At 72.1% G+C, this 25,329-nt stretch carries 23 protein-coding genes; 12 read left to right on the top strand and 11 right to left on the bottom strand.

The genetic code is table 11. The annotated features are described in order from the left end of the window. The first annotated feature begins 41 nt into the window (after positions 1-41). The 3 genes from ABZ860_RS23860 to ABZ860_RS23850 all read left to right on the top strand — a co-directional run bounded on the left by ABZ860_RS23860 (position 42) and on the right by ABZ860_RS23850 (position 1,638). A complete protein-coding gene (locus ABZ860_RS23860) occupies positions 42-893 on the top strand; it encodes a helix-turn-helix transcriptional regulator (RefSeq protein ID WP_357223857.1) in 852 nt (283 codons plus the stop codon). Positions 894-974: 81 nt separating this feature from the next. Beyond that, positions 975-1,310 carry a DUF202 domain-containing protein gene (locus ABZ860_RS23855; RefSeq protein WP_357223854.1) on the top strand — a complete coding sequence of 112 codons (336 nt, stop codon included), beginning with the start codon at positions 975-977 and terminating at the stop codon, positions 1,308-1,310. Between the two features lie 7 nt (positions 1,311-1,317). Continuing rightward, entirely contained in the window at positions 1,318-1,638 is a 321-nt protein-coding gene (locus ABZ860_RS23850; protein WP_357223851.1) for a DUF202 domain-containing protein, read from the top strand. A 99-nt stretch (positions 1,639-1,737) separates the two neighbouring features. On the opposite strand, the gene ABZ860_RS23845 is transcribed toward ABZ860_RS23850, so the two are convergent. The 3 genes from ABZ860_RS23845 to ABZ860_RS23835 form a co-directional block, all read right to left on the bottom strand. Continuing rightward, the gene (locus ABZ860_RS23845) at positions 1,738-2,589 is read right to left on the bottom strand and encodes a hypothetical protein (RefSeq protein WP_357223848.1); all 852 of its coding nucleotides are present in this window, start codon (positions 2,587-2,589) and stop codon (positions 1,738-1,740) included. Then, entirely contained in the window at positions 2,589-3,152 is a 564-nt protein-coding gene (locus ABZ860_RS23840) for a hypothetical protein (protein WP_357223845.1), read from the bottom strand. The genes ABZ860_RS23845 and ABZ860_RS23840 overlap by 1 nt, the downstream gene beginning before the upstream one ends. Before the next feature lie 131 nt (positions 3,153-3,283). Next, a complete protein-coding gene (locus ABZ860_RS23835; RefSeq protein WP_357223842.1) occupies positions 3,284-4,396 on the bottom strand; it encodes a ferritin-like domain-containing protein in 1,113 nt (370 codons plus the stop codon). A 108-nt stretch (positions 4,397-4,504) separates the two neighbouring features. On the opposite strand from ABZ860_RS23835, the gene ABZ860_RS23830 reads away from it, so the two are divergent. Then, a complete protein-coding gene (locus ABZ860_RS23830) occupies positions 4,505-5,197 on the top strand; it encodes a TetR/AcrR family transcriptional regulator C-terminal domain-containing protein (RefSeq protein WP_357223840.1) in 693 nt (230 codons plus the stop codon). Between the two features lie 23 nt (positions 5,198-5,220). Here the strand turns inward: ABZ860_RS23830 and ABZ860_RS23825 are convergent, their stop codons facing one another. Then, positions 5,221-5,742, bottom strand: coding sequence for a lytic transglycosylase domain-containing protein (locus ABZ860_RS23825; RefSeq protein WP_357223837.1), 522 nt, complete (start codon positions 5,740-5,742; stop codon positions 5,221-5,223). Positions 5,743-6,060: 318 nt separating this feature from the next. On the opposite strand from ABZ860_RS23825, the gene ABZ860_RS23820 reads away from it, so the two are divergent. Further along, positions 6,061-6,549, top strand: a complete 489-nt coding sequence (locus ABZ860_RS23820) for a glutathione peroxidase (protein ID WP_357223834.1) — start codon at positions 6,061-6,063, stop codon at positions 6,547-6,549. Here the strand turns inward: ABZ860_RS23820 and ABZ860_RS23815 are convergent. After that, positions 6,539-7,543, bottom strand: a complete 1,005-nt coding sequence (locus ABZ860_RS23815; protein ID WP_357223831.1) for a LacI family DNA-binding transcriptional regulator — start codon at positions 7,541-7,543, stop codon at positions 6,539-6,541. The two genes, ABZ860_RS23820 and ABZ860_RS23815, sit on opposite strands and share 11 nt — an antisense overlap. A 126-nt stretch (positions 7,544-7,669) precedes the next feature. Between ABZ860_RS23815 and ugpC the strand changes: the two genes are divergently transcribed. Next, the gene (gene ugpC, locus ABZ860_RS23810; RefSeq protein WP_357223828.1) at positions 7,670-8,890 is read left to right on the top strand and encodes a sn-glycerol-3-phosphate ABC transporter ATP-binding protein UgpC; all 1,221 of its coding nucleotides are present in this window, start codon (positions 7,670-7,672) and stop codon (positions 8,888-8,890) included. 6 nt (positions 8,891-8,896) lie between these two features. Here the strand turns inward: ugpC and ABZ860_RS23805 are convergent, their stop codons facing one another. After that, positions 8,897-9,958 carry a hypothetical protein gene (locus ABZ860_RS23805; RefSeq protein WP_357223827.1) on the bottom strand — a complete coding sequence of 354 codons (1,062 nt, stop codon included), beginning with the start codon at positions 9,956-9,958 and terminating at the stop codon, positions 8,897-8,899. Then, on the bottom strand, positions 9,955-11,124 hold the full coding sequence (locus ABZ860_RS23800) for a glycosyltransferase (protein ID WP_357223824.1): 1,170 nt from the start codon (positions 11,122-11,124) through the stop codon (positions 9,955-9,957). Before ABZ860_RS23800 ends, ABZ860_RS23805 begins: the two co-directional genes overlap by 4 nt. A 166-nt stretch (positions 11,125-11,290) precedes the next feature. Here ABZ860_RS23800 and ABZ860_RS23795 point away from each other — a divergent pair, with 166 nt between their 5' ends. Then, the gene (locus ABZ860_RS23795; RefSeq protein ID WP_357223821.1) at positions 11,291-12,529 is read left to right on the top strand and encodes a nucleotide sugar dehydrogenase; all 1,239 of its coding nucleotides are present in this window, start codon (positions 11,291-11,293) and stop codon (positions 12,527-12,529) included. 1 nt (position 12,530) lies between these two features. Here ABZ860_RS23795 and ABZ860_RS23790 read toward each other — a convergent pair whose 3' ends face one another. Both ABZ860_RS23790 and ABZ860_RS23785 read right to left on the bottom strand, forming a co-directional pair. Then, the gene (locus ABZ860_RS23790) at positions 12,531-13,280 is read right to left on the bottom strand and encodes an SDR family oxidoreductase (RefSeq protein WP_357223818.1); all 750 of its coding nucleotides are present in this window, start codon (positions 13,278-13,280) and stop codon (positions 12,531-12,533) included. 51 nt (positions 13,281-13,331) lie between these two features. Continuing rightward, positions 13,332-13,676, bottom strand: a complete 345-nt coding sequence (locus ABZ860_RS23785) for a carboxymuconolactone decarboxylase family protein (protein WP_357223816.1) — start codon at positions 13,674-13,676, stop codon at positions 13,332-13,334. Between the two features lie 366 nt (positions 13,677-14,042). On the opposite strand from ABZ860_RS23785, the gene ABZ860_RS23780 reads away from it, so the two are divergent. From ABZ860_RS23780 to ABZ860_RS23760, 5 genes are all read left to right on the top strand, one after another. Next, entirely contained in the window at positions 14,043-14,714 is a 672-nt protein-coding gene (locus ABZ860_RS23780; protein WP_357223814.1) for a hypothetical protein, read from the top strand. Between the two features lie 13 nt (positions 14,715-14,727). After that, a complete protein-coding gene (locus ABZ860_RS23775; protein ID WP_357223811.1) occupies positions 14,728-17,694 on the top strand; it encodes an AAA family ATPase in 2,967 nt (988 codons plus the stop codon). Positions 17,695-17,802: 108 nt separating this feature from the next. Next, on the top strand, positions 17,803-18,318 hold the full coding sequence (locus ABZ860_RS23770; protein ID WP_357223808.1) for a MarR family transcriptional regulator: 516 nt from the start codon (positions 17,803-17,805) through the stop codon (positions 18,316-18,318). A 3-nt stretch (positions 18,319-18,321) separates the two neighbouring features. Then, entirely contained in the window at positions 18,322-19,599 is a 1,278-nt protein-coding gene (locus tag ABZ860_RS23765; RefSeq protein WP_357223805.1) for an epoxide hydrolase, read from the top strand. Between the two features lie 268 nt (positions 19,600-19,867). Next, positions 19,868-20,659, top strand: a complete 792-nt coding sequence (locus ABZ860_RS23760) for a ThuA domain-containing protein (RefSeq protein ID WP_357223802.1) — start codon at positions 19,868-19,870, stop codon at positions 20,657-20,659. Between the two features lie 120 nt (positions 20,660-20,779). Here ABZ860_RS23760 and ABZ860_RS23755 read toward each other — a convergent pair whose 3' ends face one another. Further along, entirely contained in the window at positions 20,780-22,285 is a 1,506-nt protein-coding gene (locus tag ABZ860_RS23755; protein WP_357223799.1) for an aldehyde dehydrogenase family protein, read from the bottom strand. Between the two features lie 38 nt (positions 22,286-22,323). After that, a complete protein-coding gene (locus ABZ860_RS23750; protein WP_357223797.1) occupies positions 22,324-25,293 on the bottom strand; it encodes an AAA family ATPase in 2,970 nt (989 codons plus the stop codon). Between the last annotated feature and the right edge of the window lie 36 nt (positions 25,294-25,329).

The following is a 25,329-nucleotide window of genomic DNA, read 5'->3' as shown; positions in this document are numbered from 1 at the left end:
CCGAGTTCTGACTACTCAAAAGTTGCCTAGGCTGGACGATCGTGGATCGAGGGGTCGAGTTGAGCGAGTTCCTCAAGTCCCGCAGAGCGCGGGTGCGGCCGGAGGACGTCGGCCTGCCCTACAAGGGCAACGGAACGCGGCGCGTGCGCGGCCTGCGCCGCGAGGAGCTGGCGCTGGCTGCCGGGGTCAGCGTCAGTCATTACACGCGCCTGGAACAGGGCAACGGCAGGAACGTCTCGGCCGAGGTGCTGGACGCGATCGCCGACGTGCTGCGGCTCACCGGGGACGAGCGGGCCTATCTGCACGCGCTGGCCCGCCCGGCGCACAGGTGCCACGACGTCGCGCAGGCCCCGATCAGGCCAGGGTTGCGGCGTGTCCTGGACTCGCTGGTGCTCACCCCGGCGCTCGTCCTCGGACGGCACGCCAACGTGGTCGCCTGGAACAGGCCGGCGGCCGCCGTCTTCGCCGACTTCGCCGCTATCCCGGAGGAGCGCAGGACGATCGCCCACCTGATCTTCCTGGACGAGGAGATCAGGCGCATGCACGGCGAGGGGTGGCCGCGGCTCGCCCGGGAGCACGTCGCCCAGCTGCGCGTCCTGGCCGCGCGCTACCCGCGGAACGCGCAGATCATGGAGCACGTCGACACCATCTGCCGGCAGAGCCCCGAGTTCGGGAGACTGTGGCACGAGCACCACGTGGCCGTCGCGACACACCGCGACTACGTCCTCGACCACCCGGTCGTGGGCGAGCTGCGGCTGTCCGCCGAGCTCGTCGGCCTGCCCGGCGACCCGGAGCTGCAGGGGATGGACCTGTTCGCCGCCGAGCCCGGGTCGGAGTCGGAGGACAGGCTGCGGCGCCTGGTCGCCACGACGACGCGGGTGGCGTCGTCCTGACTCCCGGAGAACTGGCAGCTTTCCCGTAGAACTGGCAACCCGGCAAATCTAGGGGAAAAGGGGCAGAAATAGCGTTCTCGTATGGAAGAGAACGAACCAGACCCCCGCTTCGTCCTCGCCAACGAGCGTACGTTCCTCACCTGGATCAGCACCTCCCTCGCGCTGAGCGCGGGCGGCATCGCCATCGCGGTCGTCCCCGAGGGCGTCTTCGTGGCGTGGGTGCGCACGCTGCTCGCCGTGGTGCTCGTGCTGCTGTCCGCCGTGGCGGCCGGCTCGGCCTATCCCCGCTGGCGGCACATCGACCGGGCGCTCCGGCAGGACCGCGCACTCCCGCCGCCCGCCCTGGCCCCGATGTTCGGGTACGGCGTGGCCGCGGTGGCCGTCCTGGCCCTGCTCCTCATCCTCCTGGCACGGTGAGCGGCGCGTGAGCGGCGAGCCGAGACCGGGCCTGCACAGCGAGCGGACCCGGCTGGCCTGGGTCCGCACGGCCGTGACGATGTCGGGCTCGGCCGTCGGGGCGGCGGGGATCGCGGTCCGGCACGACCTGCCCGGCCTCGCCGTCCCGTTCACCGCGGCCGCCCTGGCCGGGGCGGTCCTGCTGCTGCGCACCGGAAAGCGGCACCGCGCCCTGGAACGGACGCTGCGGCACGGGCGCCCGCTCGACCACCGGCTGGACGCCCGCATCGCCTGGGCGGGCGCGCTGGCCGTGGCCGCCGCGGCGCTGGTCCTGGTGCTGGCCATGTGAACCCGCCGGTCCTGCGGGGCCGGAGCGGACGCCGCTCCCGCCGCCCCCGCTCCCTGCGCCGTGACGCCGGGTGACAGATCACCGCGGGGAATCGTGGCTTCAGATCGCCGGTACGGCTTCCATACTGTGCGGGCGCGGGCTGGTCTCCAGCCGCACGCCGCCGATGGCCGTCACCGCCGCCTTGTCCGCGTTCTTTCCCGCCCACGCCTCCGCCTGCTCGCGCAGGGTCCGGTCGGGGGACAGCAGCGCATCCGCCATCATCGAGAACAGGCTCGTGCACGCCTTCGCTCCGAGGCCGAGATCGCAGCGGGCTTTCACCGACAGCACCTTGTCGGGCCCGTCGAACCAGATCTGGACGGACATGTGGAGCCTGGCGGCGTCGCCGGGGCGGCAGATCACTCCCCTCTTGGCGCCGGTCAGCGGGTCGGGCGCCGCCGACCTCGCGCATCTCCAGGAATTGGCCGCCTGCAGCCAGTTCCCCGCGATCATGTTGAACGTCACCTTGGGCAGGTACCGCTGCTTCGCCGTGGGGAACCTCTTCGGGAAGGAGGGCGCGGGGGCGTCCGTCACCGGCTCGGCGGTCGCCAGGCCCACGGCGGCGCCGGCAGCCCCGCCCAGCACCAGCGCCGCGATCAGCGTCCCCATCGTGACCAGGACGAACACCGCGGTTCCCGAGCGGCGGGGACGGGGGGCCACGCCGGACGGGGCCGGCGAGGGAGCACCGGTCCCGGGATGCGCGTACGGGGGCGCCTGCCGCACGGCGTACGGCTGAGCCGCCTGCGGCGCGGGAGGCGGCGGCACGGCGAGGCCCTGCTGCGCGGGAGGCGGCGGCACGGCGAGGCCCTGCTGCGCGGGAGGCCCGGGGGGCGGCGTCCGCACCGGCTGCCAGGCGGTGCCGTCCCACCAGAACCTGCCGTCCGGAGAGTACGGCCAGCCGGGTGGAGCGGGCATCAATATCTCCTCTTCATCGTGAGTTCGATGGACCGGGTGTTCGCCTCCCGCTCCAGCGTGTACTCCCAGTCGAGAATGAAGGTCACATCCCCGTCGCCCGCGATCTGCTCGGCCAGCCAGCCGTCGACCTTCCCGACCGTCGAGGGATCGTCACGGTGCGGCAGCATCGCGAACCACGACATGTAGTCCAACCCCGCCGCCGCCGTGGTGCTGTCCGGGTTGACGATCCTGGCCTCGACCTTGCTGATGTACTCGTAGAAGTCCGCCACGTTGCGGGCGCGGAAGAGGTCCGCCTCGAACCGCACTTTGCCGATTCTCAGCTCACAGGACCAGAACTGCCTCTTGTCGGCGCAGGTGTGCCCCTGGTCCCGCAGCGCCTCGACCACGGTGCCGATCCTGAGGCCGGGGACGCAGTCGTGGCCGCAGTATTTCGTGTCCTGCCTGCGATCGGTGGACGCGACGGCGTACGCACCCAGGCCGGCGAGCAGGAAGGCGACCAGGCCGATCGCCCCGGCCACGATCCGGCGGGACCCGCGGCCACTCTGCGTCAACTCCTCAGTCACGAAGACGGAGTATGGCAAGGATCCCCCACAGATGGGGACAAGGATCGCGAATCCCGCCGATCACCCCGACCCCGCCGGGGTCCGCGGTCGCGTCGATCACGATGCGGGCCGCGGTCAGTCGCCGGTCGCGGTCAGTCGCCGGCCGCGGCGATGGTCTCGGCGACCTCCTCCGCCCGCTCCTCCTCCTCGCGGGCGAAGCGCTCGGCGTCGAGCCGCTCGGCGATCTCCTCATCCTGCCGCATCAGCGCGTCGAGGCTCTGCCCGGCCATGTCGAGCACGCCCATGTCGGCGTACGCCTTCTGCAGGCGGGGGCTCCACAGGCCGATGTCCTTGACGCACGGCACGATCCGGCTGAACAGCAGCGCGCGGAACAGCCGCAGGTACTCCGACCGGTCCACGCACTCCATGGCCTCGGCGGACTCCTGCCGCGACAGGCCGATGGTCTCCCAGATCTCCTCGCCGCGCAGCCGGTCGCGCATGAGGTAGCACCCCTCGATGACGAAGTCCTCGCGCTCGCGCAGCTCGGCCTCCGACAGGTTCCGGTAGTAGTCGCGCAGCGCCATCCGGCCGAACGCCACGTGCCTGGCCTCGTCCTGCATCACGTACGCGAGGATCTGCTTGGGCAGCGGCTTGGTGGTGATGTCGCGCATCACCCCGAACGCGGCGAGGGCGAGGCCCTCGATCAGCACCTGCATGCCGAGGTAGGGCATGTCCCACCGCGAGTCGTTCAGCGTGCTGTCCAGCAGGGCCTTGAGGTGCTCGTTGATGGGGTAGGCGAGCCCGACCTTCTCCTGCAGGAACCGCGCGTACGTCTCGGCGTGCCGCGCCTCGTCCATCGTCTGGGTGGCGGCGTAGAACTTGGAGTCGAGGTCGGGCACCGACTCCACGATGCGGGCCGAGCAGATCATCGCGCCCTGCTCGCCGTGCAGGAACTGGGAGAACTGCCAGGCGGCGTTGTGCCTGCGCACCTTGTCGCGCTGCCGGCGGTCCATGCGGTCCCACAGGGGGGAGCCGTAGATGGCGAGGGTGGTGTCGGGGATGCCGAGCACGTCGCAGGGGTCGACCTCGAGGTCCCAGTCGATCCGCTTGACCGAGTCCCACTGCTTGTCCTTGCCCCTCTGGTAGAGGGCGAGCATGCGGTCCCTGCCGTCGTCGTACTCCCAGGTGAACCGGGCGGCTCCGGTCATCTCCACGTCCCACGTGGACAGCTCGGCGGGGATGGTGTAGAGCTCGTGGGTCGACACGGGGGGACCTCCCTTGACGTACACCGTACGTGTCCCTGCGAGCGTGTCACGTACGCTGTACGTACGTCAATGGACGGACGGACGTGCGCGGCGAGAGAGGATTCGGTCATGCTCAACCGGAACCGCATCGTGACCGCCGCCGTGGAGCTCATCGAGAGAGAGGGCGCCGACGCCGTCTCGATGCGCAGGATCGCCGCGGAACTCGGCGTCGGCGTCATGTCGCTGTACAACCACGTGCCCAGCAAGGCCGCGCTGCTCGACGCCGTCGCCGAGGACGTGCTGTCGCGGATCGGCTTCACCGACGACCCGTCGGCCCACTGGACCGAGCGGGTGCGCATCCAGGCGCGTGCCTTCCGGCGCATCGCCCACCACTACCCCCGTTCCACGATGGTCGTGGTGAGCAGGCAGCTGAGCTCGACCGCGGGCCTCCTCCCGGTGGAGCGCGCCCTGGCGACGCTGCGCGAGGCGGGCTTCGACGGCCGGGAGGCCGTCCGGATGCTGCGGATGTTCATCGCGTACGTCGTCGGCTCGCTGCTGCGGGAGGTGGGGGTGACCCCCACGTTCGCCCCCGTACGCGCCGACGCGAGCATCGCCGAGGTGGATCCGGCGCTGTTTCCCGTAGTGAGCGAGCTGCGGCCGCATCTGGACTCCTGCGACCACGACGAGGAGTTCGAGTTCGGCCTGGAACTGCTGGTCCAGGCGATGGCCGTGCGGGCCGCCGCGCGGGCGGACGCGCAGGCCGGGCGCGGGGCCGGCGAGCGGGGCGGCGAGCGGGCCGGTCGTGGAGGCGCCCGGCAGTAGGCCGCCGGGCGCCTCCGCCCGGGTCAGTACCAGTTGTGGGACCGGAAGTGGCCCCAGGCGCCGCACGGCGAGCCGTATCGGCCCTTGATGTATCGCAGCCCCCACCTGATCTGGGTCTGCGGGTTGAACCGCCAGTCGCCGGCGACGTAGCCCATCTTCCGCCCGGGCAGCGCCTGCGGGATGCCGTAGGCGCCCGAGCCCTGGTTGTAGGCCCGGTGGTCCCAGTTGCTCTCTCTGGTCCACAGGCTGTCCAGGCACTGGAACTGCTCGCCCGACCAGGTGTTGCGGGTGACGAGCCGGAAGGCGTACGCCTTGCTGCGGATCTTCGCCGGCGCCCGGCGGAACCGGGGCGGCTGCGCCGCCGCCCGCGTCGTCCACACTCCGACGTGGGTGACGGGCCGCACGCTCTCCCCGGTCAGCTCCGTCTCCCCGGTCCCCCCCAGGGCGGCCCACTCGCCGGCCCACGCCACTCCGCTTCCGCCACCGGCGACGGTGGCCGCGATGACGGCGGCGACTGTGTTGCGTAGAACGCTTCTGCTGTCCAAATCGGTCCTTGTCGTCGGGTCGCGTGCGGAAGGCGGGCGCGCGTGCGCCCGCCGCGCGGCCGCGCGCCCATGGCGTGGGCGCCGCCGTCCGCTCGGCCCGCACCGGATCGTCAAAGCTTCCGGCGGGGCACCGCGACGGGTCCTCACGCGGATTGAAATACGGCCGCCCGCTTCCCCGGCGGCATTCGCGGCACGCCGCGGACGGTTCTTTGCCGATCCGCCCCCCAACGCCGACCCTTCGCGGGGGCGCGGGTTACCGTGCGCGGCGCGGCGTGCCCTGCGGCGAGATCGGGCGCGAGACTCGTTTAGGGTGCGGACATGAGCGTTCTCGAGATTCCGGTGACCACGATCGACGGTGCGAGCACGACCCTCGGCGACCTGCTGGGCGGCGGGGCCGCCCTGGTGGTCAACGTGGCGTCCAGGTGCGGGCTGACCCCGCAGTACGAGGGCCTGGTCGCCCTTCAGCGGGCGTACGCCGGCCGGGGGTTCACCGTCGTCGGCGTGCCCTGCAACCAGTTCATGGGCCAGGAGCCCGGTTCGGCGGAGGAGATCAAGGAGTTCTGCTCCACGACCTACGGCGTGGACTTCCCGCTGCTGGAGAAGACCGAGGTCAACGGCCCGGACAAGCATCCTCTCTACGCCGAGCTGACCGAGACCCCCGACGCGGAGGGCGAGGCGGGCGACATCCAGTGGAACTTCGAGAAGTTCCTGGTCGCCGCCGACGGCCAGGTGGTCGCCCGGTTCCGCCCCCGCGTCGTCCCCGAGGCTCCGGAGATCACCGAGGCGATCGAGAAGGTCATCTCCTAGGGGCCGAGACCTTGGGCCCGCAGCTCGCCCGTACGACGAGCTTGGTGGGCAGCGTGACGGCAGGAGGACGCCTGCCCTGCCGCAGCACCAGCTCGGCGGCGCGGTAGCCGATGTCCTGGGCCGGCTGGGCGATCACCGTCAGCGGCGGGGAGCACAGCTCGGCCCAGGGCACGTCGTCGAACATGATGAGGGACACGTCCCTGGGGATGCGCACGTCCAGCTCGCGGGCGGCCAGCACGGCCGCCTCGCCGAGCACGTTGCCGCCCGCGATCACCGCGGTGACGTCCGGCCGGTGCTGCAGCAGGCCCGCGGCGGCGGCGTAGGCGGAGTCGCGGCTCGACCGGGCGTGCACGACCAGATCCCGGTCGGCGGGCAGGCCAAGCGAGGCGATGGCGGCGGTGAACGCGGCCACCCGCTGCGACTGCCCGTGCCGGCCGAGATAGGCGATCTTCCGGTGGCCCAGCCCGGCCAGGTACTCCACGGCCGTCAGCACCCCCGCCCGGTCGTCGGGCACCACGCTGGGCACGTCAGCGCGCACCCGCCGGTCGGCGAACACGACGTTCAGTCCCGCGCGCAGCGCGGGCGCCCACATCTCGCCGTCTCCGGACGGCACCGAGATGAGCCGGTCCATGCTCTGCTCGATGAGCGTGCCGATCAGCTCGGCCTCCCGCTCGGGGTCGTCGCCGGTGACCCCCACCGTGACGGGCTCGCCGTACGAGCGGGCGCACGACAGCACGCCGTCGGCCAGGCGCGCGTAGAAGCTGTCGGTGATGTCGGGGACCAGCAGGCCGATGCCGCCCGTCCGCTGGCGCCTCAGGTTGCGTCCCAGCGCGCTCGGCCGGTAGTCGAGCCGCGCCGCCGCGGCGAGCACCTTCTCGCGGGTCTCGGCGCTCGCCGAGCCGCCCGAGAGGACCCGGGAGACGGTGGCCACCCCGACCCCGGCCGCCTCCGCCACTTCCTTGATGGTTATCCGTCGCTGCACTGGACCGCTCATGGAAACGATTCCATCATGATTCCATGGGTTGTATCGCCGATATCTTGACAATAGGCGGTATTTCACGGGACAGTCTTGAAAACGTATCCACTTCCTCTTGTTGTCTCGGAAGCGCGAAGGACTGGCATGGCTTCTATCGTTCTGAACAACGTCGACAAGATCTACGCGGGTGGGGTGAAGGCCGTGAACGGCCTCAACCTGGAGATCAAGGACGGCGAGTTCATGGTGCTGGTCGGCCCGTCGGGCTGTGGCAAGTCCACCGCCCTGCGGATGATCGCCGGCCTGGAGGACATCAGCGGCGGCGAGATCGTCATCGGCGACCGTGTCGTGAACCACCTTCCCCCGAAGGACCGCGACATCGCGATGGTCTTCCAGAACTACGCGCTGTACCCGCACATGACGGTCGAGGAGAACCTCGCCTTCGGCCTCAAGCTGCGCAAGATGTCGAAGCCCGAGATCCAGAAGCGGGTCAACGAGGCCGCCCGCATGCTCGGCCTGGAGCAGTACCTCAAGCGCAAGCCGGCCGCTCTGTCCGGTGGTCAGCGCCAGCGTGTCGCGATGGGCCGCGCCATCGTCCGCGAGCCCCAGGCCTTCCTCATGGACGAGCCGCTGTCCAACCTGGACGCCAAGCTCCGCGTCTCCATGCGCGCCTCGCTGAACCAGCTCCACGAGCGCCTGGGCGTCACCACCGTGTACGTCACCCACGACCAGGTCGAGGCCATGACCCTCGGCGACCGCGTCTGCGTCCTGCGCGACGGCGTGCTCCAGCAGGTGGACACCCCGCAGAACCTGTTCGACGACCCGGTCAACCTGTTCGTCGCCGGCTTCATGGGCTCCCCGGCCATGAACTTCACCTACGCCGAGCTGATCCGCGACAACGGCGGCGCGGCCGTGGCCTTCGCCGGCTACCGCCTGCCCGTCCCCGACTCGACCTTCGCCGAGAAGCCGGGCCTCGACCGCTACATCGGCCGCAAGATCATCCTCGGCATCCGGCCCTCCGACTTCGAGGACGCCGGTTCGGCCAGCGGCAACAGCGCCGGGTGGGTGCGCATCCCGGTCCGCGCCAACGTCACCGAGGAGCTCGGCTCGGAGATCAACGTCCTGTTCACGATCGACGCCCCGCCGGTCGAGCACAAGGACACCGTGGCCGCCGCCCACGACGGCGACGACGAGGAGACGACGCTGCCGCTGACCGGCGACAAGTCGCTGTGGACCGCGCGTGTCAACGCCCGCAGCCACGTCCGTCCGGGCCAGGAGATCGAGCTGGTCGTCGACACGCACAACCTGCACTTCTTCGACGTCGACTCGGGCCTGTCCATCGGCCACGAGGCCAACATCGGCCGCTGACCCCGGTCACCCCCGCCGCACGAAGGGCGGCGGGGGAGTCCCGGCGGAGCGCGGGCGCGGCACGCGTCCGCGCGGCCGGTCGTCACCGGCCGGCATTCCCAGGGACGTCCACGCCCGCTTCGGATACGCGTGGAGATCGCTCCGGAGGCGTGCGGAGAAGAAGCCGCGCCTAATGCGCGCGACGCACAACAGCGCGGCGGCGGTCGCGGCGGTGACCGCGGCCACGGTGCTCGCGGCCACGGCGCCCGCGGGCACCCAGCCGAGCGCGACCGCGAGCCCGGCCGTCCCGGTGCCGGCCGAGACACCGCACAGCGCGGGCGCCGCCTTCCGCGCCGATCCCACCGGCCGGCCCGCGCGCCGCGGCCGGCGTACGGCGTACGCCCCGGCCCCCGCGATGGCGGCCAGCGCCGGCAGCAGCAGCCCGGCCGCGATCACGGCCGTGCCGCGCCCGGCCGTCAGCCCGGCAGCCGTGCAGGTCAGGACGAACCCGGTGAACAGCGAGGCGGACGGCCCGAGCCGGACCCTGCCCGCCGCCCTGCCGTACGGGAGGGCACCGAGGCACGCCCCGGCCAGGGCGGCCGCGAGCACCGCGAGGGACGGGTCGCCCAGCACCAGCGCCGTCCCGGCGAGGAACGCGCCGGTGACGGCGGCGACCGCGGCGAGCGCGCCGCCGAGCCGATCGAGCAGCCCGTACGCGTTGGTCATCGCGACGATCCACATCACGGTGACCGGGCCGTCCAGCCAGTCGCCCGTCAGCGTCACCTGCACCCCGCACAGCACGACCCCGCCGGCCGCCACCGACTCCACGATGAGCCGCGTGACGAGCGGCAGCGCGCCCACGTCCGCGATAAGCCCGAGCAGCGCCACCGCCCCGGCGGCCAGCAGGACCGCGCTCACCCGCCGGTCCGGCGCGCCGCACGCCGCCACCACGGCAGCCGCCGTGGCCGCCGCAAGCGTCATCCCGGTCAGGTAGGGAACCGCACGGCGGACCGGGCGCAGGCCCGAGACCGACAGCAGGCAGGCGGCCGCTCCCGCGAGCACGGGCGCCAGCGCCGGAAGGGGCGTCATCGGCTTCCCACCTCCGACCGCGTCGCGCCGCGCAGCGCCCGGTAGAGAGCCTCGGTGTCGGCCACCAGCCGGTCCACGCAGAACGCCCGCCCGGTCCAGGCGCGGGCCGACTCGCCCATCCGCCGCGCGAGGCCGGGGTCCACCAGCAGTCGCACGACGTGGTCGGCCATCTCGTCCGGGTCGGGCTCGGTCAGGAACCCCGTGCGACGGTCCATGACGACCTCGGGGACGCTGCCGACGCGCGTGGCCACCACCGGCAGGCCCGCCATGCCGGCCTCCACGAGCGCCAGCGGCGTGCCCTCGCTGTCGGAGGTGAGCAGCACCACGTCGGCCGCGGCGTACACGGTCTCGACGTCGCGCCGCCAGCCGAGCAGCCGGAAGGACTCCCACATCGGCATGACGGCCCGCTCCACCTCCTCCTTCAGCTCGCCGCTGCCGCAGACGAGGAACCGGGCGCCGGGCAGGCGGGCCAGGACCGCCCTGGCGACCTCCGCGAGCCGGTCGGGCCGTTTGGCCTTCTTCAGCCGGCCGACGTACGCCACGACCGGCGCGTCCAGCGGTACGCCCAGCGCGGCGCGGGCCCGGGCACGTTCGGGCAGGGGGGCGAGCCCGACGCCGGGCGGGATGACGACGTACTGCTCTGGCCGGCCGATCCCGGCCGCGAGAAGGTCGTCGCGCACCCGGGCGCCGACCGTGACGAGGCGGTCGGTCATCCTCGCCAGCCGGCGCTCGGTGCGGACGTAGACGGCCCGCCGCAGGCGGGAGAGCTGTCCGTCGAGGAGGTGGCCGTGGTAGCTGTGCACGCGGGCCGCCCCGACGCCCGACAGCCGCACCGCGAGGCGGCCGAGCGCGCCCGCCTTGGTGGTCCTGGTGTGCACGATGTGCGGCCTGAACTCGCGCATCGCGTTCGTCAGCCGGAACAGGGCCCGGTAGTCGTCGGCCGGCTTGATCGCGCGGCCGAGGCCCGGCACCCGGTGGACCGGGATCGTCGCGTCGCGAAGCTGCAGGTGGTCGCCTTCGCCGCCGTCGACGTATCCGGTGTACAGGCGGTGGTCGAACTCGACCGGGCTGAGCCGCTCGCACAACCCGGTGACCTGGGTGGCGGGACCGCTCACGTTCATCCGGGCGATTATCTCCATGACACGAATCCGGTCGTCCGGTTTCATGCTGGCTCCTCCCTGATCATGTCGGAGAAGCTAGTCCGCGGTCCCACCGCCGACGGGGCGCCCGGACGCCGCCGGAAGAGACTTTTCCCTATCCGTACCCAAGCCTTACAGCCGTCCCGTCCGCCAATCCCGGGGACGGCGGCGGGGTCGCTCCTACAGTCGTAGCGTGGCGGAGAAGCTGGTGGTCGTGGGCCAGGGCCCGGCCGGGCTGCCCCTGGCGATGCGCGCCGTGGAGGCGGGATTCCGCGTCGTCGGCCTCGACGAGGACGCGTGGCGGGTCAAGCGGCTGAACGCGGGGGAGCCGTGCGCCGAGGGCGTCGGTGCGGCCGTGCTGGCGGCCGCGCACGCCTCCGGCCGGTACGCGGCCGGCGTCGACGCGGCCGACGCCTCAGGGTTCGACGTCTGCGTGCTCACCTCGCCCGTGCGGATGCGGAACGGCGCGCCCGACCTCGGTCCGCTAGGCTCGGCCGCCGGCCGGATCGCCCCGTACCTGCGGCCGGGGGCGACCGTGGTGCTGGAGGGCACCGTCTATCCCGGCACCACCGAGGAGTTCGTACGGCCGCTGCTCGAACAGGGGTCGGGACTGCGGGCGGGGGACGACTTCCACCTCGGCCACAGCCCGCACCGGGCCGAGCCGGGCAACCCGCGCTGGCGGCTCGGCAACACGCCCAAGGTCGTCTCGGGCGTCGACGCGGCCTCGCTGCGGGCGGTGACGGACTTCTACGGCAGGCTGGTGCGGGAGACCGTGCCGGTCTCCTCGCCGCGGGTGTCGGAGCTGTGCGCGCTGCTGGAGAGCGCCCGCGCGCACGTGGGCGCGGCCCTGGCGAACGAGCTGTCGATCTTCGCCGCGCACCTCGGCGTCGACGTGTGGGAGGCGGTCGAGGCCGCCGCCACCACGCCCTTCGGGCAGGCCGCCGTGGCGCCCGGCCCGGGGGTCGAGGACTCCTGCCTGCCGCTCGATCCGGCCTACCTGCCGTGGGGGATCCGGCGCGGCGTCGGGCGGGGATTCCGGCTGGTCGAGGCGGCCAACGACGTCAACGCGCACATGCCCGCCCACGTGGTCGACCGGCTGTGCCTCGCGCTCAACCGCAGGTGCCGCTCGATCAGGGGCAGCAGGATCCTGCTGCTCGGGCTGTCGCCGGTCGAGGTCGCCAAGACGCTGTGCCGGCTCGGCGCCCGGGTGCGGGCGGCCGACCCCCGTGCCGCGGACTCCAGCGCCGACGACCTCGTCGTACCGGCGGGGGTCGAGGTGGTCGAGCCGGACGCGGCCGAGCTGGCCAGGGCCGACGCGGTCGTCGTTCTCGGCGGGCAGGACTGCTACGACTACGACCTGGTCCAGCGGGCCAGCCGGTTCGTCTTCGACACCCGGGGCCGCTGCCGCGGCCCGAACGTCGAACGGCTGTGAGTCAGCGGTAGCGCAGCCGCGCCACGCGGCCGACCAGGTTGAGCGGCAGGAGCCTGGCGAGCGCCGCGACCGCCTTGTAGCGGGCCGACGGGACGCTCACCCAGGCCCCGCGGGCCAGGTCGCGCATCGCGTCGGCGGCGACGCGGTCGGCCGACAGCCACGCGAAACGCGGCAGGCCCGACATGTCGAGCTTGGCCCGGTCGTGGAACTCGGTCCGCACGAACCCCGGGCACAGCGCCATCACCCGCACGCCGTGCCGGTCGACCATGTTGGCCGCCGAGGCGCTGTAGTTCACCACCCACGCCTTCGTGGCGCTGTAGGTGCCGCCGGGGAGGAACGCCGCGACCGACGCCACGTTGATCACCCCGCCCCGCCTCTTGGAGATCATGTACGGCAGGGCCGCCCGGGTCAGCCGCAGCACCGCCTCGCAGTGCAGCCGCAGCATCCGGACCTCGTCCTCCACCGGGGTGTCCAGGAAGCCGCCCGGGTGCCCGAACCCGGCGTTGTTGACCAGCAGGTCGACGCCGGAGCGCAGCCGCTCCTCGGCCGCCGCCATCCCCTCCTCGGCGGTCAGGTCGGCGCACAGCGGCTCGACCGGCACGCCGTACCGATTGTGCAGGGCCTCGGCGGAGGCGGCGAGCCGCTCCTCGTCGCGGGCCACCAGGACCAGGGAGAAGCCGTCGGCGGCCAGGCGGCGCGCGAAGGCGGCGCCGATCCCGGCGGTCGCGCCGGTGATGAGTGCGGTGGGCATGACGGCAGCGTACCCATCGCACGGGTCCCCTCGTCCGCCCCGTAGCGGCGGTCACACCTCGGCGGTGCGGCTGATCAGCTCCTCCACTTTCGCGCTGAGCCGGGCGGCCCGGGGCCACCCGGCGTACAGGGTGAGGAACACGACCGTCTCGCGCAGCTCGGCCGGGGTCAGCTCGCCCGAGCGCAGGGCGGTGTCGAGGTGCAGTTCGAGCATGTCGTCCATGTCCTGGCCGACGAGCAGGCCGATCAGCAGCAGGCGCCGTTCCCTGACCGTGAGCACCTGCCGGGACCACACCTCGGAGAACATGCGCTCCGCCGTCACTCCGAAGAAGCCGTCCGGCCCCTCGCCGGTGCCGTCTTCTTCGTAGACCTGCTTCATGTGCGCCAGCCTTCCCACGGTGATTCCTGACGGCATGCATCAAGTTGTCGTGTTCGAGGCAGTCAGGTGTTACACGATCTGCTCATCCGGCACCGTCCGATCTCACGGCGCAGGTCTTCCCTGGGTCATGCCTGCTTTCGCCGGTCGTCCATTGGGTATCGGCATCAGAGGGCCACCGGGGGCAGGCGCCGGTGCCGGCCGGCGACGCGTGCCGCCTTCGTATAACAGGAAGAGCCAAGATCCGAGAAAGATTCGGTCTAGTTTTCCGGCCCATCGCAGATTTACCGTTGAGAAGGAAAGTTGGAAAACGGGCACTACTACCTCGTAGACCCGCAAAGCGGAGGTTGGGCCCTGGTGGAAAGACCACGGGTAAGGACCGGGGTGGTGGGAACGGTCGTGGGGGCGGCGGTGGCCGCCTCTGTGCTGTCCGGCTGTGCCGGCCCCGAATACACCTACGTACGCGACGATTCGGGCGGCACCTACTTCAAGGTCCCCGCGTCGTGGCGGCAGATCGACCAGAAGACGCTCGACAAGGAGTTCTTCGGCGACGCCGAGTCGGCCACCGCGCAGCTCGCGAAGCAGGCGGTGTGGACGAAGGCCTTCGACGCGCACGCCAATCCGTCACTCGGCCATCTGCTCCAGGGCTCGGCCGGAGCCGATGACGAGCCGTTCGTGCTGGCCAGGGTGGAGAAGCTCAGCGAGGACGCGCAGAACGCGGTGTCGCTCAACGAGCTGCGCAACTCCGCTCTGATGCCGGTGGCGGTGCCCAAGGAGCAGCGGCAGCAGTTGGAGGCGCAGGGTCTGTCGGGCTTCGAGCTGCTGGACGACGAGGTGCTGCCGGTCGCGGACGGCGTGCGGGGAGTCCACAGCGTCTTCAATTACAGCTTGCTGGACGGGCCGGTGCAGACGTTCGACAAGACCGCCTACCTGTCGGCCGACGGGACGACGGTCTCCACTCTCCTGATCCGCTGCTCGCCCGCGTGCTACCGGAAGCGGGCCGCGGAGATCGAAGGCGTCGTCAAGTCCTTCAAGGTCAAGCACCTCATCAACCCGTGAAGGAGCCCCTCATATGAGCACGGCCCTCCCACCGAAGCACCACGAGGGGCTTCGCGAGCCGGGGTCGGGTCCGGTGGACCGCGACCCCCGCACCAGGAAACGTCTGCCGCTGTGGGACCGCACCAAGTTCCTGATCCTGCTCGCCGTCGCGTTCGGCGTGCTGCTCTGGAACCAGATCGCGACGTACGAGGGCATCATCTCCCTCTACGACGCCTTCGTTATGACCGTCAGGGAGGCGTCCTGGGTCCTGTGGCTGGCGGGCGTCGAGCTGGTCCGGCAGATCCACTTCCTCATCAGTGAGCGCTCGGCCGGCTACCACCGGTTCTGGACCCAGAAGATCTTCGGCGGCTGGAACCGCTGGACGCACCGCAGGTTCAACGACTGGAACCGCTACCGCATCGCCCGCGCGATCAAGTGGGTCGTCTGGATCGCGGTCATCGCGCTGGTGCTGGGCAAGGTGCAGCAGGTCTCGCCGCTCGAGGCGCTGTACAGCGTGCCGGCCACCGTGTGGGGCTTCCTCCCCATGGTCCTGCAGATCGTGCTGCTCATGGTGCTCGCGGTGGGGCAGTTCGTCGCCATCTTCTGGTTCCTGTCGCGGGGCGGCGTCGACGTCTACTACCCCGACGACATCAAGACGCGCTTCTCCGACGTCTGGGGCCAGGACCACGTGGTCGAACGGGTCAAGGAGAACATCGTCTTCCTGGAGAAGCCGGACGAGATCGAGGCCAGAGGCGGCTACGTGCCCAGCGGCATCCTGCTGTGGGGACCGCCCGGCACCGGCAAGACGCTGATGGCCGAGGCGGTCGCCGGCTCGACCGGCAAGCCGTACGTGTTCGTCGACCCGGGCGCGTTCATCAACATGTTCTTCGGCGTCGGCGTCCTCAAGGTCAAGTCGCTGTTCCGCAAGCTGCGCAAGCTGGCCCTGCGGTACGGCGGCGTCATCGTGTTCTTCGATGAGGCCGACTCGCTCGGCAACCGCGGCGCGCTCGCGCAGGGCGGGCCCGGCGGCTGGGGCAGGTCGGCGCCGGCGCCGTTCCAGGACTCCGGCTGCCACGGCTTCGCCTACCTCGACCCGCACACCCGCACCGTGCTCGGCCGGCACGCCGCCGGCCCGGCCGCCGAGGCCGCACCCGCGCGGATGCCGCGCACCGGCGCCTTCGTCAACCGCCTGGTGTACGGCGGGGGCATGGGCGGCGGTGGCGGCATGGGCACGCTGGAGGCGCTGCTCACCGAGATCTCCGGCCTGAAGAAGCCGCGCGGCTTCGTCAACCGCTACGTGCGCAGGCTGCTCGGCATGCGGCCCAAGCCGCCGCCGAAATACCGCATCCTCATCATGATGGCCACCAACCTGCCCGAGGCCCTGGACGAGGCGCTGCTGAGGCCCGGCCGCATCGACCGCATCTACAAGGTCGGCTATCCCTCCAAGGCGGGCCGGATCCGCACGTACAAGGGTTACTTCGACAAGGTCAGCCACCAGCTCACCGACGAGCAGATCGACAAGCTCGCCACGATCACGCCGTACGCGACCGGCGCGACGATCAAGGACCTGGTCAACGAGTCGCTGATCACCGCGATCCGCGACGGCCGGGAGACCATCACCTGGTCGGACGTCATGCGGGCCAAGCGGCTCAAGCAGCTCGGGCCGCCCGAGGACGTCGAGTACATCGAGCGTGAGCGGCACGCGGTCGCGGTGCACGAGGCATGCCACGCCGTCGTCGCGTACCGCACCCAGCACCACCTGGAGGTCGACCTCGCGACGATCGAGAAGGGCGCCGACTACCTCGGCATGGTGGCCAGCATCAAGCCGGAGGACCAGTTCACCCGGTGGAAGTCGGAGTACGAGGCCGACATCATGGTCTCCCTCGCCTCACTCGCGGGGGAGCGGATGTTCTTCGGCGAGGACAACTCCTCCGGCGTCTCGAGCGACCTGCAGAACGCGACCGCCATCACCGGGCTGATGGAGGCCTACTGGGGCATGGGCATCGGCGTCGCCTCGCTGCCCGCCCTGCAGGAGCTTGGCCTGCGCGAGGGCAAGGCGGCCCAGCCGCAGCCGGGGGGCGGCGGCATCGGCTTCACCGGCACTCCGGCGGGCCGGCGCGACGAGATGGTGCCCGACATGCTCCCCGAGCGGATCGAGTTCAACCTCAGCCGGCTGCTGGAGAAGACGGCCGAGCTGCTGCGCGAGCACCGCCGCGAGGTGCTGGCGGTCGCGCACGCGCTCGAACAGCACAAGACGCTCAACGGTGACGACGTGGTCGCGGTCATCGAGGGCAGGATGGGCCCGCTGATCGACGGCACCGTCTACACCTCCGACGAGTTCTACGAGGAGATCGAGGCGTACCACACGGCCGCGGTGGCGGCCCACAAGGCGCACAGCGAGGTCCCGGTCGAGCTTCCGCTGCCCCGGACGCGGGTGATCGAGGCGTCGGTCGTGGCGGCGTCCTCGGGCGGCGCCGCGCCGGTGCTGGTCGCCCCGCCGCCGAACGGCCTGGCCGGAGGCAACGGGCACGCTCCGGCCGTGCAGGCGGCCGGTCCGGAGCAGCCGGACTTCGTGCCGTGGAACGGCACGCCGCCACCGCTCTCCCCGGCCCCGCCGCCCGGGCCGTCGCACACCGCGCCGTCCCGCACGTCGTACGGCGCGCTGTGGGCGGTCGGCGTCGTCGTGGCGGTGGTGCTGCTCACACTGCTGGGGGTGCTGCTGTTCGCATCGCCGCGGGGCGCGGCCGGCGCCGGGGGCGCCGCCGCCGTCGGGGGCGTGCCCGCAGGCACGGCCGTCCTGCTGGCCGTCGCGCTGGTCGCGGTGATCGGCGGCATCGCGGTCGCGGTCCTGCTGGTCCGCTCCCACCAGGCGGGGCGGCGGCGGGCCGAGGAGGCCAGAGACCGGGCGGCCGAACGCGCGCAGTTGCTCGCGGCGGCCATGGACCCCGAGGTCGCCATGCGGCTGCTCGGCTACGACGGCAGGCGAGGCCCGGAGGCCTGAGACGCCTTCGCGATCCGATCCCCGGCGGAGTGCCCGCCGGGGATCGGCGTTTTCCGGGGCAATCTGGATGCATTAGCAACTTAATTAAGTTACTGATACAGTTTGGCCGTGCCTGAGATCAGCGAGCTGAGCATCGCCCGCCTGACCCGTGTGCTCGAAGACTTCACCCGGATGCACATCCGGCTGCCCGCGGAGCGGCGGCTGAGCTTCACGACCCTGTCCGTGCTCCACACGCTCGCGGGCGGCGGCCCCAAGCGGCTCACCGAACTCGCCGGAAGCGAACAGGTCACGCAGTCGGCGATCACCCAGATGGTGACCAAGCTGGAGCGCGAGGGCCTGGTCGAGCGCCACCCGGATCCGTCGGACGGCCGGGCGGTCCTCGTCCACGTCACGGCCGCGGGCGCCGCGATCGTGGACGGACGGCGCGCCGAGCGCGTGGCCCGGCTCTCCGAGCTCGCCGACCGGCTCACTTCGGCGGAGCGGGCGGCCGTCGCGGCGGCGCTGCCCGCGCTGGCCCGCATGGTCGAACTGCACTCCACCGCGATCGGGGATCCGCCGATCGAACGGGGAGCCGGTGAGAGCGACTCCGGCACGGACACGCCGCGCGACAGTGCGAGGAGATGAACGATGCGCCCCACGACCACCCCGTCCACCCCTTCCGCCACAAGCACGCCGTCCGCCGCGACCCGGCCGTTCCCGCTGGAGCCCGCGCCGATCCACGTGCCCGACGAGGTCCTCGCCGACCTGCGGCTGCGCCTGGAGCTGACCCGCCTGCCCGACGACGCGGGCAACGACAACTGGCGCTACGGCGTGAGCGCCGCCTACCTGCGCGAACTCGTGGACTACTGGCGCGACGGGTACGACTGGCGGGCGGCCGAGGCCGCCATCAACGCCTACGAGCACTACCGCGTCGAGGTCGAGGGTGTGCCGGTCCACTTCATGCGCAGGCCGGGCGCCGGTCCCGATCCCACGCCGCTGATCCTCACCCACGGCTGGCCCTGGACGTTCTGGCACTGGTCCAAGGTGGTCGATCCGCTGGCCGACCCCGGCGCGTACGGCGGCGACCCGGCCGACGCGTTCGACGTGATCGTGCCCTCGTTCCCCGGCTTCGGGTTCTCCACCCCGCTGCCGGACCACCCCGACATGAACTTCTGGAAGGTCGCCGACCTCTGGCACACGCTGATGACCCAGACCCTCGGCTACGAAAGGTACGGCGCGGCGGGCTGCGACGTCGGAGCCCTGGTGACCGGGCAGCTCGGCCACAAGTACGCCGGCGAGCTGCACGCCATCCACATCGGGTCGGGTCAGAAGCTCACGTTCTTCAACGGCGACAGGGCCTGGGACTTCAGCGGCGGCAAGCCCATCCCGGACGGCCTGCCCGCCGCCGTCCACGCCCAGGTCGTCGCCATGGACAGGCGGTTCGCCGTCCACCTCGCCGCGCACATGCTCGCCCCGAGCACGCTCGCCCACGGGCTGTCCGACTCACCCGCCGGGATGCTCGCCTGGGTGCTGGAGCGCTGGGTGAACTGGAGCGACAACGGCGGCGACGTCGAGACCGTCTTCACCAAGGACGACCTGCTCACCCACGCCATGATCTTCTGGGTGACCAACTCGATCGGCACCTCGGTGCGGACCTACGCCAACAACAACCGCTACCCCTGGACCCCGTCCCACGACCGGCAGCCGGCCGTCGAGGCCCCCACCGGCATCACCTTCGTCGGATACGAGAACCCGCCCGGCGTGAGCACGGACCAGCGGGTGCGGCACTTCCTCGACGGCGACCGCGCCGGCTGGTACAACCTCGTGAACCTCAACGTCCACGACCGCGGCGGCCGCTTCATCCCCTGGGAGATTCCCGGCGAGTGGGTGGACGACCTGCGGCGCACCTTCCACGGCCGGCGGTGACCAATCCCGGCCGCGGCGGGACCTGGGCGAACGGACTGTCCGGCGGTAGTTCTGATTCGGCCACGACTTTGTCCTACCGCAAACGAAAGTCATTGAAACTTGGACGTAACTTCTTCCAACTCGTGACCAAAGACGGTAACTTGGCGCCCACTTGAGGTCGTGGCCGCCTCCCGGCGCGCGACCCCGCCTTCGTCACCGGACCCGTAGCCCCACCACCCCCCTGCGTGGGTCGCGACGTCCAGGGCGCACGAGATGGAGGACTCTCACCATGTCACGTAAGCGACTTCTCGCTCTGGCGGCGCTGTCGGCGATCGTCGCGCCGGCGTTCGCCGGCGTCAGCGCGCACGCGGCCGGCGCGGACGACTCGGCGTTCCGCGTGCTGGTCTTCTCCAAGACCACCGGCTTCCGTCATGACTCGATCCCCGCCGGTGTCGCGGCGATCCAGAAGCTCGGTCAGGAGAACGGCTTCACGGTGGACGTGACGGAGGACGCGAGCCAGTTCACCGACGCGAACCTGGCCAAGTATCAGACCGTCGTCTTCATGTCCACGACCGGCGACCCCCTCGGGCAGCCGGAGGAGAAGGCGGCGTTCCAGCGCTACATCGAGAACGGCGGAGGATTCGCGGGCGTGCACGCCGCCGGGGACTCGGGCTACACCTGGGCCTGGTACGGCGGCCTCGTCGGCGCCTACTTCCGCAACCATCCGGCGCAGCAGTACGCGACGGTGAAGATCGTCGGCCAGGGCGCGGCGTCCAACCGCGGGCTGCCGAACCGCTGGACCCGCTGGGACGAGTGGTACAACTACCGCACGAACCCGCGCGACGCCGGGGTGCGCGTGCTCGCCGAACTCGACGAGACGTCCTACAACCCCGGCTCCGGCGCCATGGGCGACCACCCGATCGCCTGGTGCCACAACTACGACGGTGGGCGCGCCTGGTACACGGGCATGGGCCACACCAAGGAGGCCTACAGCGACCCGCTGTTCCTGAAGCACCTGCTCGGCGGCATCAAGATGACCGCCGGAGCGGCGAGCTTCCCCTGCGACCCGGACGGCGACTGAGCACCGGCGGGAAACGTTCCCCACGTGACGAGTGACCGGCCGATGGTCTGAGGCACTCCGGCGAGAGGTGTGACGGCACGCCGTCCGGTGCGTTCACCGGGCGGCGTGCGGTCCTCCAGGTCAGAGCCGGAAGGCCAGGTCGGGCGTGATCTCCGCCACGTCCATCTGGGCCTTCTGCAGGCGGCCCGAGTAGTCCCAGTTCATCGCCTGCCAGCGGGTGAACTGGTCGAGCACCCAGATGCCGCTCTGCCTGCTGCCGTTGCCGGACTTGCCGTTCCCGCCGAACGGCAGGTGGGCCTCCGCGCCGGAGGTGGAGTTGTTGACGCTGACCATGCCGGCCGAGACGCCCTCGCGGAACCGGAACACCGCCTTCGGGTCGGTGGTGTAGATGGACGACGACAGGCCGTACCCCGGCCGGTTGGCCAGGTCGATCGCCTCGTCGAGGGTGGCGAACGTCGTCACGCCCACGATCGGGCCGAACGTCTCCTCCAGGAACAGCCGGTCGTCGGGGCGGACGCCGTCCACCACCACGGGGTGGTAGTAGAGGCCCTCGCCGTCCATCCGGCCGACCGGGCCCGGCAGCACGGTGTGGTGCGGCTGGATCCAGCCCAGGTACTCCTCGTATCGCTCGGCGAACTTGTGGTCGAGCAGTGGGCCGTACAGCACGTCGCCGTTCGGGTCGCCGACCTTCGCGTCGCGTACGGCGGCGGTGAAGCGGCGCAGGAACTCGTCGTGGACGTCCTCGTGGACGATGACCGTGCCGAGGGAGGTGCACCGCTGACCGGCGGTGCCGAAGCCGGAGAACAGGGCGCCCTCGGCGGCGAGGTCGAGATCGGCGTCCGGCATGACGACCATCGGGTTCTTGCCGCCGAGCTCCAGGCAGGGCGACTGCAGGTGCCGCCCGCACAGCTCGCCGACGGCCCGGCCGACCGCGCTCGACCCGGTGAAGCCGACCTTCTGCACGGTGCCCTCGCCGAGCGCGCGGTCGAGGCCCTCGTAGGTCTGGCCGCCGTCGGCGAAGACGAGGTTGAGCACGCCGTCGGGCAGTCCGGCCGCGGCGAACAGCCGGTAGAGCGCGTGCGCGGAGGCCGCGGCGTACTCGGCGGGCTTCCACACCACCGCGTTGCCGCACAGCAGCGCCGGGACCAGATACCACGAGGGGACGGCGACCGGGAAGTTGCCCGCCGTCACGACCGCCGCCACGCCGACCGGGACACGGAAGGTGAACAGGCTCTTGTCGGGCATCTCCGACGGCACGGTCTGCCCGTAGAGGCGGCGGCCCTCGCCGAGGAAGAAGTCGCAGGTGTCCACGATCTCGCGGACCTCGCCCAGCGCCTCGGCGTACGGCTTGCCGATCTCCTCGGTCACGAGCCGGGCCAGCGCCTCGGTGTTGGCCTCGACCAGGCGGCCGATCGAGGCGATCACCCGTCCGCGCACCGGCGCGGGGACGCGCGCCCACTCCCGCTGAGCCGCCGCCGCGGCGCGGCAGGCGCCGGCGAAGTCGTCCGCGCCGGCGAGCAGGACGGTCGCCACCGTCTCCGCGGGCCGCGCCGGGTTGACGGACTCGTACGGCGTGCCCGAAGACAGCTCCTCACCCGCGACGACGGAAACGATTTGCCGAGCCACCGCTGACCTCCGGAAGTGTTGCTGGTGCCGAGCCTCGATTACACAGTATTTCCGTCCGCGGCGCCCGGCGACAGACCCTCCTGCAGGGCGACGGCGGCGGCCTGGGTGCGGCTGGTCACGCCGAGCTTGGCCAGGATGTTCGAGACGTGCACGCTCACCGTCTTCTGCGAGATGAACAGCCGCTCGCCGATCTCCCGGTTGGCCAGGCCGTTCGCGACGTGGGCCAGCACCTCCCGCTCGCGCGCGGTGAGCGTGGACAGCCGCCCCGGCTCCCGTGCCGTCCCCGGCGCCTCACCGGCGGCGCTCTCCTGCGCGCCGCCGTCGGGGGCGGCGGTGGAGTCCGTGGGGGTGGCCGCCGTGGGGTCGGGGAATCCGGCCCGCGTCCCGACTCCTCTGAGCGTCTCGAGGAAGGGCCGGGCCCCCAGCGCGGCGGCGACGCGCACCGCGCGCTCCCACTCAGCGCGGGCCCCCGCGCGGTCGCCCGTCCGCAGCAGGCTCTCGGCCAGGCGCCACCGCGAGCGGGCCTCCTCGTAGACGAAGCCGAAGCCGAAGGCCTCGGTGGCGCGCCGCCAGACCTGCGGATCCTCCGTGCCGTGGGCGCGGTGCCACTCGGCCTCCGCGCGGGCCAGCCAGGCGACTCCTTCCGGCCCCAGCCGGCCGCGCGGGCCGTTCGGCCCGTTCTCCGCCGCCCACCGCGCCCGGCGCAGCAGGTCGTCGCAGGGCTCGCCGGCCCGGCCGAGGTCGGCCAGCGCCCGCAGGCCGGTGGCCGCGATGCGGATCAGACTGGGATCGAACGGCTCGAGCGCCGCGACGATCGCGTCGACGTGGTCGAGCGCGGTGTGCGGGTCGCCGCGCCACAGCGCCTGCTCGGCCGCCATGCCGCGCGCCATGTAAGCGATCAGCGGGTCCGGCCAGAAGCGGGACAGCCACCGCAGCCTCTCGTCGGCGCCCGGGCGCCCCCGGCCCACCTCGACGAAGAGGGCGAACGACGACAACTGGGCCTCGGCCCGGGTGCCGACCCGGACGCCGAACCCTCCCGCCAGCCGTTCCGCGGCGTCCCAGTCGCCGTCCGCGTAGTGCACCAGATAGTGCAGGAAACGCAGGTCCGTGCCGAACGTGCTCCAGGTGAGCCCGGTCTCCCCGGCCAGCCGTACGCCGTCCTCGGTGATGCGGGCGGCGACCGCGAGGGCGCCGTTCTCGTAATGGATGCGGGCGAGGTTGAAGCGCGCCCGCAGATCGATGGACAGGTCGCCCGAGGGGCGGCGGGTGGCGCGCGTGAGCAGGTCGACGGCCTGTTCGACGCTGCTCCCGAACTCCTCCTCGATCAGGGCGAGCGAGATGAGGGCGCTGACCTCCGCGTCGCGGGCGCCGGTCGCCTCCGCGACCTCCAGCGCCTTGGAAGCCGTCGCCGCCGCCTCCTCGTCGCGGTACTGCCGGAAGAGGGCGCGAGCGTAGGTGGCCAGGGCTCTGGCCAGCAGCGGGCTGTGCGGCGCGTTGTCCACCGCCTCCCGGGCGGCCTCGATCGCCTCGGCCTCGTCGCCGCCCGCGTCCGCCAGATAGTAGGACAGGCGCTCGCCGGTCTCCGCGATCAGGACCGGGTCGCCGGCCTCACGGCGCAGCCGCCGCATCTGTTCCGCCGCCCGGTGGTAGTCACCGGCCGCTGCCGCCGCCGCGGCGCTGGCCAGCGCGATCCTCGCCCGGCTCTCCCCGGCCAGCCGTTCGGCCTCCGGCACCTGGTCCCAGACCTCCAGTGCCCGCTCGAAGTGCCGGTGTGCCTCGGCCGGCGCGCCGAGCCCGGCGGCCAGCCCCCCGGCCTCCACCGACGCCCGCAGTGCGCCCGGCAGGTCGTGCCCGGCGAGATGGTGATGGGCCAGCTCGGCGGGGGCGCCGCCGCGTTCGGCGAGCAGCGCGGCGAACGCGGTGTGCAGGCGGGTCCGCTCGCCCGGCAGCAGGTCGTCGTAGACGGCCTCCTGGAGAAGCGCGTGCCGGAAGGTGTAGCCGTCGCTGCCCGCCGTGAGCAGCCGCTGCGAGACGATCTCGCGCAGCGCGTCCTCCAGCGGCAGGTCGCCGAGCCCGGTCGCGTCGCGCAGCAGGTCGTGGCCGACCCGGCGGCCGGCCACCGCGGCGACCCGCAGCACCTGGCGCGCGGTGTCCGACAGCGTCTCCACCCGGGCGAGCAGCAGGTCGGCGAGCGTGCCGGGCAGCCGCGCCCGTTCCGCGCCGGCCGCCAGGAGTTCCTCGGCGAAGAACGGATTGCCCCCGGCGCGCTCGATCACGGTCGTCAGGCGGCGTTCGGTTCCCGGCCCCGGGGGGCCCTCGCCGTACCGGTCGAGGACGGCGAGATACTCCGCCATCTCGTCGTCGCCGAGCGGCGGCAGTTCGACGGAGGTGACCAGCGGCAGCCGCCGCAGCTCGGCCAGGACCGGGCGCAGCGGATGGCGGCGGTGGAGGTCGTCGGTGCGGTAGGTGCCGACGAGGCAGACCCGCTCGCGCTGCAGCATGCGGGTGAGGAAGACCAGCAGGTCGCGGGTCGAGCGGTCGGCCCAGTGCAGGTCCTCGAACACGAACAGGACCGGCTGCCGCCCGGCCACCTCCGACAGCATGTCGAGCACCGACCCGAACAGGCGCTGCTGGGCGAGCCCTCCGGTGGTCGCCTCCGCCGGGCCCGCCTCGTCGCCGGGCAGCAGCCGCCGCAGCGCGGGACGAGCCGTGACGGCCGGACCGACCGGGCTGTCGGCGTCGGCGGCGGCCCCGCGCAGGGCGTCCGCGAGCGGAAGGTAGGGCAGGGCGTCGCCGAGCTCGGCGCACTGGCCGGTGAGCGTCACGAAGCCCTGCCGCTGCGCGAGGTCGCACAGCTCCGTGACGATCCGCGTCTTGCCGATCCCCGCGTCGCCGCCCACGAGGGCGACCCCCGCGAGCCCGGCCGCGGCGGCGTCGAGCACGCCTAGGAGCCGATCGAGCTCGGCGGAACGCCCGATCAGCACCCTTTGCGGCGTACGCGCAACCACGCAGGTGAGTATGACACGCGGCCCTGACAGAACCGG

The organism is Microbispora sp. NPDC046973, assembly GCF_040644495.1.
Classification (GTDB): domain Bacteria; phylum Actinomycetota; class Actinomycetes; order Streptosporangiales; family Streptosporangiaceae; genus Microbispora.
Note: the sequence above shows the minus strand (reverse complement) of the source record. Positions and strands in the feature narration are given on the sequence as shown.